Here is an 11,363-nt window from a genome sequence, read left to right on the forward strand (position 1 = left end):
AGGCCGGATCCGTCGATGTCCTGGGCAGGCTTTCGCCGGTGTCGACTTCCTGCTCGCCCTTGATTGCGGCAATGAATTCCTCACCCCAACGCTGGATGTCGTTGTAGCTGACGATGTCGTTCAGTTGGCGCAGGCGCGCTGCGGCTTCCGCCCGCGGCAGATTGAGTCCCAGATAGCAGGTTCGGGCCAGATCGTGCAGATCGTGCGGATTGGTCAGGATCGCGCCTTTCAACTCCGCCGCCGCGCCGGCGAACTCCGACAGCACCAGCACGCCACAGCCTTGGGTCATGCCCTGGGTGGCAGCGAATTCCTTGGCTACCAGGTTGAGCCCGTCACGTAGCGGCGTAATCCACATCACATCGGCCATGGCATACCAGGCCACGACTTCCTCGAACGGGAAACCGCGGAAGTAGAACTGCACCGGTGTCCAGCCGACATCGGCGAAACGTCCATTGATATGGCCGATGGTCTGTTCGATCTGGGTCTGCAATTCGTCATAAATGGTCATTTCCCGCGCCGCGGGAACGCAGATGCTGACCAGGGTGATCTTGCCGTGCAACTCGGGGTTCTCGTCGAGCAGCAGTTCGTAGGCCTGGAGCTTCTCGAGAATCCCCTTGGTGTAGTCGAGGCGCTCGACCGAGAGGATCAGCTTGACGCCCGTGAATTCCCGGCGCAGTTCATCCATACGTGTACTCACGACATCCTGGGCCAATGCATTCTTGATTCGGTCGAGGTCGAGCCCCACCGGGTGCGCACCCAGGCGCACGACGCGCGAGCCGGTATCGATCGCGGTGGTCATGCGCTCGAGCCCCACCGCGCAACCGTAGGTCAAAAAACGCGGGGCACAGCTCTGTCGGGCCAGGGTGGTCAACGGCACCACGCCGCGGGCGACATCGACGAAATTCTCCACCTGACGCGGAATGTGAAAGGCGACATAGTCGCACTGCAGCAGGCTGCCGATGATTTCGCGCCGCCACGGCAGCACGTTGAACACGTCCGCCGAGGGGAAATAGGTGTGGTGAAAGAAAGCGATACGCAGGTCGGGACGAATCTCGCGCAGATAGGCCGGCACCATCCACAGGTTGTAGTCATGAATCCATATCAGGGCGCCTTCCGCGGCTTCTTCGGCGGTGCGCTCGGCGAAGGCGCGGTTGACCTCGCAATAGATCTCCCAGTCCTCCTCGCGGAAATGCGCGCGCTCCCAGAAGGTGTGCAGGGTTGGCCAGAATGCCTCCTTGGAGAAGCGCTTGTAGAAAGTGTCGACCTGGGCCTTGGTCAGCGGTACGCGAGCGGCGGTCAGCAGTGGATATTGCTTGGCATCGACGCTGGTGTGGGTGACGAACGCTTCCTCGTCATCGTCTTCATAAATCGACCAGGCGATCCATGAGCCGCGCTGGTTGGAGAAAAAACTCAGCAAGGTGGGGATGATGCCGTTGGGCGACTTGGGCCGTCGGCGCTGGACCTTGCCATTGACCCGATGCTCCTCGTATGGCAGCCGGTGATAGACCATCACCAGTTCGGCCTTGCCGGTCTGGGTCTCGTCGCGGCGATTCTCAGCCGCCATGCCGTGGGCGCCGAGGAAGCCGAAATGGGCGAAGGCTTCGATGATGCCCGCACAGCCGGATTCGCTGGCATGCATCACCCGGGTCTGGCCCTGGGTCCGTTCGAGCAGTTCCGGTTCCGATCCACCGACGCAGACCGCCTTGAAACCGGCGGTGAGCATGGCGAGATCGTTCATGGTATCGCCTGCGACCAGCACTTCTTCGCCATCGATGCCGAGCCATTCGACCAGTTTCTTGAGGCTGCTGCCCTTGTTGACGCCCTTGGGAAGGAAGTCGAGATAGTGTCCGGCCGAGTAGAGCATCTCGCAGTCGAGTTCGTTGGCGAGTCGTGCAAGTTCGGGATCCTTGGCCTGTTCCGGCGAGCAATAGTAGGAACAGCGACGCAGCTGCGGCTCGTCCTGGCGCACGATATCGGGAAATCGCTGCATGACGCTGGCGATGCGCGACTCGCCCGGCCAGCGCTCGTCGATTTCGTTCTGCAGCGGCTGGATCGGCTGCAGGCTGTCACCAAGATAGAGACTGGCGCCGACGTCGGCGACGATGTAGTCCGGCTGCGGCAGTGTCGGGTCCGATAACAGCGGCAGAATGGCCTCGAGGCTGCGGCCGCTGATATAGGCCAGCTGAATCTCCGGGTGGGCGGCGATGGTCTGATACAGGCTCAGGCGGGATTCCGAGCTCCCGCCGAGAAAGGTTCCATCGAGATCGGTCGCAAGTAACATATTTTTCTCCTGCCTAGCGGCGTGCGTCAGGTCTTGCCAGCCATTTCGACGATCCGCTGGCGTTCGTGCTCTTCATAGAAACTGGGGTCGGCGAACAGGTCTCGCTGCACGTCGTCGTACATCATCTCCAGGGCCTGGCTACTCGTGGGAGTCATGGGTTCGAAGTGCGCCGTGTCGCCGCTGACCAGGGTGGACACATGGCGACGGCGATAGATCGCGTAGGCCGCCAGCAGCGCCAGGATGCAAGCGATATAGAGTGGCAATCCCTGACTGCCGACCAGTGTCATGACGAAGCCTGCCACGATCGGCGCCACGGCGCTGCCGGCGCCCTGCATGACCAGCATGTCAGCCGACCCGGCCACGATCTCGTCCGGATGCAGCTGGTCGATCAGCTGTGCTACCGCGAGCGGATAGATCGAGAACGACAGCCCGCCCCATAGGAAGAATAGACCCAATAGCGTCATCGGGTTCGGCGCCAGCGGCATCAGCGCGGCGACGATCGCAGCCAGAATGACCACCCAGGTCATCACTCGCGGGCGGTCGTGCTTGTCGGAAAAGCGGCCTATGGGGATCTGCAACAGCGCCCCGCCGACGATCGCCGCGCTCATCACCAGGCCGACGCCTGCGACATCGAAACCCATGTGTTGGGCATAGACCGGAGTCAACGCCCAGAACGCACCCATCGCCAGGCCCGACATCGCCGAGGAGGCCACCGCCAGCGGGGCGAACCCCAGCAGCGCCTTGAGGCTGCTCTTGGGCCGCTCGGTGATCACCGGCTGGCTGCGACGAGTCATGGTGATCGGCAGCAATGCCCAGCAGATCAAAATCGAAGTGACGGCGAACAGCAGAAAGCCGTCCGGCGTGTCCAGGCGCAGGATCTGCTGGGCGATGGCCAGCGATCCCAGGTTGACCACCATGTAGATGGCGAAGATACGCCCGCGTTCGTGACTCGCTGCCTGACTGTTGAGCCAGCTTTCGATCACCGTGGTCAAGGTGATGAACGACAGCCCGTAGAACACGCGTAGGGCGAGCCACACCCAGGGGTTGATGAACACCAGATGAAGGAGGGCGGAGGAGGCGCAAATGGCGGCACAGAAGGCGAAGGTGCGGATATGCCCCATGCGCCGGATCAACCGGCCGCTGAACCAGGTACCGCAGATGAAGCCGACGAAGTAGCCGGACATGATCATGCCGATCAGGGTGGTCGAAAATCCCTCGCCGGCGCCGCGTAGTGTCAACAGGGTATTGATCAGGCCATTGCCCAGCAGCAGCAGCGCCACGCTACCGAGCAAGGCGCGAATGGGTCGTAACAACGACCACATAGCTCTCTCCTTGCTATCGCTTATCCAAATCCATGCAGTAAGCGTGCCGAAGTAGCGGCTTTCAGTAAAAACCGCTGTTGCTATAAGACTATATTATCAATTAAAAATAGAAACCATAGTCGGTGTTATTCGATAGCTGCACCTTTTCTGTGCCCGCCAACCCTGGCAGGCACCCTTCGGGCCGTCGCTGCGCGATGTCGAAAATCGCGCCGGCGGTTTTTCAGCATAGCAGTCGCACTGATCCTCGTGTGTGACGGTTCAGGGTATCCAGCGGTCCATTCGGGAACGGCGAACGGCTTTCTGCATGCTGCTAGAGGTAAAGCGTGCCCTCGCCGACCACCACCGCCTTGTCGCGATATGGAGATTCAGCGCCAGAATGCCAGATGCGTTTCGCGGTGGACCATCGCGCGGGTCAAGCCGATGTCCGCCAACTGGCGGTCGTCCAGTTCCTTCAATTGCCGGCGGGTACGCCAGCGTTGCCAGTAACTTGGCCGGGTGGCGCCGGGTTCCGGTCGCAGCGAGCCGGTATCGTCGAAAGTCCCGTGCGCCGGGTGCGGCCCGTCGAGGGTATTGAGTGCCGTGGGCAGCAGGCGTGACAAGTGCATGAGAGAGCTCCCGGTCGGTATGTGGGAGCGATCAGCTTAGGCAGGCGAGCAGTTGCCATACAGATCCAGAAAACGCTTATGTTAGGCATACAGAAACGGTTAAAACCTGTCTGTATGCCGGATTTCGGTAGCATCTGTATCGTGATCTCGATCGGTTCACCATACACAATGACCTTCGAGTCCGTTGAGGAGCCGCCATGCATCGCTATGAACGACTGGCCGAACAACTGCGCGAGCGCATCCAGGGAGGTTACTACCAGGCCGGGGATCGGTTGCCATCGGTGCGAACGCTGGCCAAGGCCCACGGTGTCAGCCTCTCCACCGTGCAACAGGCCTATCATCAGCTCGAGGACGCCCAGCTCATCCAGGCCAGGCCGAAGTCGGGTTACTTCGTCTGCCAGGTGCGCGAACGCCCGGTGCTGCCGCCGGCGGGACGTACCGCTCAACGGCCGGTGGAGGTCTCGCAGTGGGAGCAGGTGCGCGAGGGCACCTGCGTGTTGCCCGATACCGAACTCTACCATCTCGGCCGGGGCATGCCGGATATCGACGCCCCGACCCTGAAGCCGCTGATGCGCTCGCTGTCGCGGGTCAGCCGGCGCCAGAATCTGATCGGACTGAATTACGACACCCTCCACGGCCGGCCGGAACTGCGCGAACAGATCGCCCGCCTGTCGGTCAGCCAGGGATGCCGACTGCGCCAGGACGAGATCGTCGTCACTACCGGTTGTCATGAGGCGATCTCGGTCGCCATGCGTGCGGTCTGCGAACCGGGCGGCATCATCGCGGTGGATTCGCCGAGCTTCTACGGTGCGCTGCAGTCGATCCGCGCCTACGGCATGAAGGCGATGGAGATTCCCACCGATCCCGAGCACGGGATCAGCCTGGAAGCCTTGGAGCTGGCGCTGGAGCAGTGGCCGATCCGTGCCATCCAGGTCACGCCGACCTGCAACAATCCTCTCGGCTACACGCTATCGGCCGAGCGCAAACGGGCGCTCTACGCCCTGGCGCAGCGTTTCGACGTGGCGATCATCGAGGACGATGTCTACGGCGATCTCGCCTACGCCTTCCCGCGTCCGCCGACGATCAAATCCTTCGACGAGGATGGCCGGGTACTGTTGTGCAGCTCGTTTTCCAAGACCCTGGCGCCGGGGCTGCGCATCGGCTGGATCGCCCCCGGCCGTTATCTCGAGCGGGCGCTGCACATGAAATACGTCGGCACCGGCTCGACCGCCACCCAGGGGCAGCTGGCGATCGCCGAGTTCATCCGCGAGGGCCACTTCGAGCCGCATCTGCGCCGCATGCGCCGCCAGTACCAGCGCAACCGCAACGCCATGCTCGATCTGATCGGCGAGACCTTCCCGTCCTCGACTCGCGTCAGCTATCCCGAAGGGGGGTTCATGCTGTGGCTCGAGTGCGATCCGCGGGTCGATACCGTCGCGCTCAATCAACGCCTGATGCGGGAAGGCATCCGCATCGCGCCGGGGGTGATGTTCTCCGCCACCGGCAAGTACCGCCACTGCCTGCGAATCAATTACACGGTGCTCGATGAGCCGGTGAAAGGCGCGTTGCGGCGCGTCGGGGAATGGGTGGGCGAGATGCTCGACGAGCAGCCGGCAGCGGTATCCGCCGCCGCACTTCCGGCCTGATGCCGGGTTCAGCGCGGCAATGGCAGCCGGGCTTCGTCATTCTTATGCGGTGACTTTCGAGTGTACCCGTTCGTAGGTCATGTTGCCGATATGTAACCTTGGCATCACTGGTCGCCGATGATTCGATAACGCGTACTGCGGCCGCCACCGGGCAACGGTTCGAGGCAGCCCTTCGCGACCAGATCCTGCAGGTGGCGGGTTGCGGTGGCTTTACTGACCTTGGCGACCTTCTGGTACTGAGAGGCGCTGATACCATTTTCGAAGCCACGTTCGCCGCCTTCCAGCAGGCGTTCGAGTACCTTGATCTGGGCATCCGACAGCGCTGTCTGGGCGTGTCGTTGCCAGAATCGCTGACGCTGGAGCGTGCGTTCGATCTTGGCGATGGCCTCGTTCATCGCGCTTTCCAGGATTTCCAGGAACCATATCAGCCAGCGGGTGATGTCCAGTCCGTCGCGCTGGGTCGACTCCAGCACCGCGTAGTAGTCGCCGCGTCTGGCCATGATCGCTTCCGACATGGCGTAGAGTCGGATGCTTTGCGCTTCGGCCTGGGCCAGGGCGCGGTCGGTCAGCGCCCGGGTCAGACGTCCATTGCCGTCCTCGAACGGATGCAGAGTGATCAGATAGAGGTGGCACAGCCCGGCACGTATCAGGGGGTCCAGTGCGTGATCGCCGAGACTGGCGTTGAACCACTCGACGAAGCCGGCCAGTTCTGCTTCCAGGCGGGTGGCCGGAGGCGCTTCGAAGTGGACTCTGGGCCGATCGATGCGTCCCGAGACCACTTGCATCGGCCCGTCATCGTCTCGGCGCAGTTGGCCGGCAGCGATGGGCTGCAATAGCCCCGGCTCGGGAAACAGCAATGCATGCCAGCGTAGCAGCGTGTCGAGCGTCAGCGGTGTTTCCAGCGCGGTAACGGCTTCGAGCATCAATTCCGCCAGCCCTTCGGAACGGGGCGAGACGGGATAGGCTGGCTCGTCGCTCAAACCCAACCGCCGTGCCAGCGAGGAGCGCAACGACTGTACGTTGAGCCTCTCGCCTTCGATGGCGGAGGAGTTGACGATGTTGGTCAGTAGCGTTTCCAGCGCTTGCGCGGGCTCAGCGAGATCGACCGGATAGCTCAATCCCAGCAGCTCGCCTTGGCGCAGCGTGGCTCGGCGTAGCGCCGGAGCGACGGCTTCCGACTGCCAGTGGAACCTAGGCCACTGTGGTCGTTGCCAGATCCATGTTGAGGAAGCGGTCATTGGCGTGTTCATGCAGGGTAATGAGCCAAAAGCGTAGCATATTCAGCTCAAACAATGAGCCGAATATCGACGCTATTCGGCTCACTCGCCGCTCACTTACCGATGCAGAATCTAATAACCCAAACAAAAACAATAATTTATAAACATGCATGGAGCACATGCGGAGTGCAAAAAAACTGCGATAAAAGCGCAAATATTTGTGTTTTTTTCAGAACCGGCTCCTGATCACCCATTTCAATACTGGGATAAGTGGGAAACTGGGAACCCTGCATACGCTTCAATTGTGATATCCAGCTGTTGAGGCTGCCTCGTAGCACCTTCATGTTAGCCTTAGATATAATAACATCACTCTCCAAACAGGTTCGTTCTCATTTAAACGATGTTGACGCACAGCAATTGCAGGTAAACCTGTCTGGATGGTGTTCAAACAAGGTATACAAACAGTATCGCCTGATCTTTCGCTGGGAAGACAGTACCGTCTTGGATGCGTATCTAGCCTCCCATGCGTACAAGGGTTAGTGGAGACTATAGTTATGAGAACTACAAAACGTCGTCCGGTGACCGTGGGCCAAATGCTGGTCACCGAGCTCCTGGAGCCGATGAACATTGAAATCAGTGAACTGGCTGAAGCAATGGGTGTGCACAGAAATACCCTCAGTCGGATTGTTCACGACAAAGGCACCCTGACCGCGCCTATGGCCATCAAGCTGGCAGCGGCTCTGGGAAATACACCGGAGTTCTGACTGAACATTCAACACGCGGTTGAGTTATGGGATGTTTGCAGTGGTTCAATGATTCCGGACACCAACGAAGGTGGTAAGATCGCCACCATAAACGAGGTGTCTGATGACCAGAAAGCGACGTTCCTTTACTCCTGAATTCAAGCAGGAAGCAGCCAGCTTGGTGCTGGATCAAGGTTACAGCATTGCCCAGGCGAGTACGTCCCTGGGAGTGGGTGAAAGCGCCCTCCGGCGATGGGTTCAACAGCTAACGGATGAGCGCGAAGGGATCACCCCGAAGGGCAAGGCCCTAACCCCGGAGCAACGCCGTATCCAAGAGCTGGAAGCCCGCTGTAATCGGCTGAACGGGAGTAGGACATATTAACCACTCTCTTGATGTCGGATGAGATGAATCGTACGCGCTGATAGACCGATTGAGGGAGCAGGAGTCTACGGAATTGGTCTGTGAAGCGTTTGATGTCAGTCGTTCCAACTATTACGAGTACCGCCACCGGCGGAGCCACATTGACGTTGAGCGTCTGGCCCTGAAGGCTCAGGTAAACCGCTTGTTCACCAAGAGCCGCAGCTCTGCTGGCAGCCGGACGATTAAGGACATGCTCAGCGACGAAGGCATCACTGTTGGCCGCTTCAAGGTTCGGCGCCTTATGAATGAACTGGGGCTGATCTGCAAACAACCAGGCCCTCACGCCTACAAACAGGCCACTGTTGAACGGCCGGATATCCCAAACCATCTGGCTCGTGAATTTGCGTTAGACCAACCCAACCAGGTCTGGTGTGGTGATATCACCTACATCTGGAGTGGCCAGCGGTGGAGCTATCTGGCGGTCGTGTTGGATCTGTACGCTCGCCGGGTTGTTGGCTGGGTCATGTCCTCCAGTCCGGATGCCAATCTGGTTGTAAAAGCTCTGGATCACGCCTGGGAACAGCGTGGGCGACCAGAAAAAGTCATGTTCCATTCGGATCAGGGAAGCCAATACGCTAGCCGTAAGTTCCGCCAGAGGCTCTGGCGCTACCGGATGACCCAAAGCATGAGCCGGCGTGGCAAATGCTAGGACACTACAACCGGCAACGACCTCATGCATTCAATGGTGGCATTTCGCCTGTTGCTGCTGAGGAAAAACTTAAAATACTGTCCGGGATTAGTTGACCACTATAGCATTATCGGTGCACTGTCCCGGTCCATTCATACTGTGACGGACCTGGTGCTGCTTCAGAAGCGCTTGCGTCTTGTGGGCCCGGTACTCGATGCCCCGATCCGTATGGAACAACAAGCCGAGCGCCGGCTGTCGCGTCTTGAAAGCCTCTCTCAGGGTCGCTCGCGAGAAGTCGGCATTCAGATTCTCACCCAGTCGCCAACTGACGATGCGACGGGAGAACAGATCCAAGACAACGGCCAGAAACACGTACTTCCGGCCCATCTTGATGTAGGTGACATCGTTGCTGCAGTGCTGATTGGTCGCCTCTGGCCTGGGCGCTTCCAGTCGGTAGTTGGGGAGTGTTTTGGCCGAGTCTCGGCGCTTGGTCATTTGCCGATAGACGCGCGTGACACGCGCCTTCATGCCCCATTCCCGCATCAGGCGAGCCACCTGGTTCTCGCCGACCTCAATGCCTTCCCGTCGTAGCGACTGATACACGCGAGGGCTCCCATACCGGCCGTTGCTCGCGTTATAGGTGTGACGGATCTTGAGCAGCAGATCGGCGTTCTCTGACACTCTCTGGCTGGGCTTTCGGTTCACCCAGGCGTAGTAGCCGGACCGCGAGACATTCAGGTGGCGGCACAGCGTCTTTACTCCGTGTTCCCGTCGGTGTTTCCAGACGAACCGGAACGCTTCCGTCGTTCCTCGGCCTGAAAACGTTGAAACTTTTTTAGGATGTCGTTTTCCTCATGAAGCTCGGTGACCTGGCGCTTCAGGCGGTTGATCTCATCCTGCTCTTTGATTTGCTGCTTGGCTTGGGCGGGTGCTTTTTTGACACGCTTCATGGCGAACTTTCCCTCACGGTATTCCTTTCGCCAGCGTGACAGCATGAAGGGATGAATATCCAGCGCTTCCGCTACGCCCTTAACACTCCGGTGGGCCTGGTGGCTCCATTCCACCGCTTTGACTTTGAACTCAGTGCTGTACTGCTGGTTTTTCTTCCCCGTGATCATTTCCGGCATCGGTTTTCTCCTGCTTGGGAGTTAGCGATGCGTGCCCACTTAACTGGGGGGAAGTCCAAGCCGGCACCGAGTGGATTGTTAAATCAATGCCGGAGTGACGCGTGGCAGGAATAATCTTTACTTCAAAGCGTTCAAAATAATCATCACGTTATATTGGCTTTATCATTCAAACTGATGTGGTGACTAAAGCTGTATATCCCGAAGGCAAGAACTATAAAGCCCGCTGCAACTACATTCAGAGATTCGGTTCCGAGTGTTTGGTATACATGCTTCCCAATAAATGTGGAGAACGAAACTCCCAGATAGATGGCGGATGTGTTCAGGCCAAGAACAATCGGCGCACTGGAGGGCGCAGTTTTAACTAGTTGGTGCTGCAAAGGCACCAAACAGCCCCAGGCCAAGGCGCCCCATACCACAATGGGCACCACCGCCATTACGGGCGAAGATGAAAGCAATGGCCAAATCAAGAAGTCCAGGCCCAGTAATCCGAGCCCTGCAAAGATGACCGTCCTGCCGCCCCATTTGTCAGTTAATCTACCCGCAGAGAAGGTTCCTATAGTCGCTGCAACACCCCAGCAAGCCATCAATAAAGCCAAAGTCTGGCCATTACCAGCGGTGGCGGGCTCAAGAAGAACACTGGCGTAGCTATGCACGATGTATGACCCGGTCATCAGGAACAAGGTTGTTCCCAGGACTCCCAAAATGGAGAGTCTCTTGATCGGTTTTAGAAGATCCAAGGGTCTCTTTCTTGTGACTGGCTTAAGGGCAGGGTCAAGTAAAAATACCAGTCCGATAGCTGCCAAACTGGCCAGGATGGCAACGAACCACATACCAAGCCGCCAGTCACCAAAACTCGTTGAGAGGGCAATTCCCAATGGCGCCCCAATAGCGGTCGAGGCACTCAGCCCGGCTGTTATCAAGGATAATGAACGCGCCCAGTATTCCTGTGCAACTATTGCGGTGGCTGCAGCTCCGGCAATTGGCATATACAAGGCACAACCAAAGCCCGCCAAGGCTCGGCCAGCAATTATCAGTTCAAGATCAGAAGATGCTGCAGATAGGATATGCCCTACAGCCAGGACAGCCATACCAAAGATCAGAATTGGCTTGTAAGAAAAATTCACAAGTAGCGTGGCGGAAATAGGTGTCATCAATGCATATGCAGCAGCAAAGGCGGCAATCATGCCTGCAGCTGTTCCGACATTGACATTAAGGCTCTCTGCAACCTCGGGTAGCAGGCCCGCCATAATGAAACTACCGGTGCCAATAGCGAACATTCCAAAAGACAGGATGAGTAGCTTTTTCATGAGGGATTACATTATCGAGTGCCCACTTGTCTCTTGGATGCCAAAAGGCAAGCCCGAGTTCGACAG

General features: G+C 58.7%; 9 protein-coding genes and 2 pseudogenes. 4 read left to right on the top strand and 7 right to left on the bottom strand.

The genetic code is table 11. The features are described from left to right. From ggpS to DOM57_RS13430, 3 genes are all read right to left on the bottom strand, one after another. Positions 1-2,281, bottom strand: a 2,281-nt coding sequence (gene ggpS, locus DOM57_RS13420; protein WP_110649718.1) for a glucosylglycerol-phosphate synthase, incomplete at its 3' end; no start/stop codon positions are given. Positions 2,282-2,307: 26 nt separating this feature from the next. Then, complete coding sequence (locus DOM57_RS13425) at positions 2,308-3,603, bottom strand: MFS transporter (protein WP_110649709.1); 1,296 nt, start codon at positions 3,601-3,603, stop codon at positions 2,308-2,310. A 365-nt stretch (positions 3,604-3,968) separates the two neighbouring features. Further along, entirely contained in the window at positions 3,969-4,208 is a 240-nt protein-coding gene (locus tag DOM57_RS13430; protein WP_110649710.1) for a DUF1127 domain-containing protein, read from the bottom strand. A 197-nt stretch (positions 4,209-4,405) separates the two neighbouring features. On the opposite strand from DOM57_RS13430, the gene DOM57_RS13435 reads away from it, so the two are divergent. Further along, positions 4,406-5,854: an aminotransferase-like domain-containing protein gene (locus DOM57_RS13435; RefSeq protein WP_110649711.1), complete on the top strand. Its 1,449-nt coding sequence runs from the start codon at positions 4,406-4,408 to the stop codon at positions 5,852-5,854. 104 nt (positions 5,855-5,958) lie between these two features. Here the strand turns inward: DOM57_RS13435 and DOM57_RS13440 are convergent, their stop codons facing one another. After that, positions 5,959-7,092 (bottom strand): Fic family protein, encoded by a 1,134-nt coding sequence (locus DOM57_RS13440; protein WP_110649712.1) that lies wholly within the window; start codon positions 7,090-7,092, stop codon positions 5,959-5,961. Positions 7,093-7,413: 321 nt separating this feature from the next. Between DOM57_RS13440 and DOM57_RS13445 the strand changes: the two genes are divergently transcribed. The 3 genes and pseudogenes from DOM57_RS13445 (at position 7,414) to DOM57_RS13455 (ending at position 8,979) form a co-directional block, all read left to right on the top strand. Beyond that, entirely contained in the window at positions 7,414-7,611 is a 198-nt protein-coding gene (locus DOM57_RS13445; protein ID WP_110649713.1) for a type II toxin-antitoxin system RelE/ParE family toxin, read from the top strand. Between the two features lie 14 nt (positions 7,612-7,625). Beyond that, positions 7,626-7,835 carry a HigA family addiction module antitoxin gene (locus tag DOM57_RS13450; RefSeq protein WP_162619536.1) on the top strand — a complete coding sequence of 70 codons (210 nt, stop codon included), beginning with the start codon at positions 7,626-7,628 and terminating at the stop codon, positions 7,833-7,835. A 103-nt stretch (positions 7,836-7,938) separates the two neighbouring features. Then, positions 7,939-8,979, top strand: a pseudogene (locus DOM57_RS13455) (IS3 family transposase). On the opposite strand, the pseudogene DOM57_RS13460 reads toward DOM57_RS13455, so the two are convergent. The 3 genes and pseudogenes from DOM57_RS13460 to DOM57_RS13470 form a co-directional block, all read right to left on the bottom strand. Next, positions 8,972-9,640 (bottom strand): annotated as a pseudogene (locus DOM57_RS13460) (IS3 family transposase); the annotation flags it as partial. The pseudogenes DOM57_RS13455 and DOM57_RS13460 overlap by 8 nt on opposite strands. Then, positions 9,619-9,990, bottom strand: a complete 372-nt coding sequence (locus DOM57_RS13465; protein ID WP_162619537.1) for a transposase — start codon at positions 9,988-9,990, stop codon at positions 9,619-9,621. The pseudogene DOM57_RS13460 and the gene DOM57_RS13465, both read right to left, overlap by 22 nt. Positions 9,991-10,133: 143 nt before the next feature. Further along, positions 10,134-11,297, bottom strand: coding sequence for an MFS transporter (locus tag DOM57_RS13470; protein ID WP_110649715.1), 1,164 nt, complete (start codon positions 11,295-11,297; stop codon positions 10,134-10,136). Between the last annotated feature and the right edge of the window lie 66 nt (positions 11,298-11,363).

It is taken from the genome of Salinicola peritrichatus (assembly GCF_003206715.1).
Classification (GTDB): Bacteria; Pseudomonadota; Gammaproteobacteria; order Pseudomonadales; family Halomonadaceae; genus Salinicola; species Salinicola peritrichatus.

What these genes read in the sequence shown, in the direction of transcription:
- DOM57_RS13425 (WP_110649709.1), bottom strand. Translation starts at nt 3,603, where the DNA reads ATGTGGTCGTTGTTACGACCCATTCGCGCCTTGCTCGGTAGCGTGGCG.
- DOM57_RS13430 (WP_110649710.1), bottom strand. Translation starts at nt 4,208, where the DNA reads ATGCACTTGTCACGCCTGCTGCCCACGGCACTCAATACCCTCGACGGG.
- DOM57_RS13435 (WP_110649711.1), top strand. Translation starts at nt 4,406, where the DNA reads ATGCATCGCTATGAACGACTGGCCGAACAACTGCGCGAGCGCATCCAG.
- DOM57_RS13440 (WP_110649712.1), bottom strand. Translation starts at nt 7,092, where the DNA reads ATGACCGCTTCCTCAACATGGATCTGGCAACGACCACAGTGGCCTAGG.
- DOM57_RS13445 (WP_110649713.1), top strand. Translation starts at nt 7,414, where the DNA reads ATGTTAGCCTTAGATATAATAACATCACTCTCCAAACAGGTTCGTTCT.
- DOM57_RS13450 (WP_162619536.1), top strand. Translation starts at nt 7,626, where the DNA reads ATGAGAACTACAAAACGTCGTCCGGTGACCGTGGGCCAAATGCTGGTC.
- DOM57_RS13465 (WP_162619537.1), bottom strand. Translation starts at nt 9,990, where the DNA reads ATGCCGGAAATGATCACGGGGAAGAAAAACCAGCAGTACAGCACTGAG.
- DOM57_RS13470 (WP_110649715.1), bottom strand. Translation starts at nt 11,297, where the DNA reads ATGAAAAAGCTACTCATCCTGTCTTTTGGAATGTTCGCTATTGGCACC.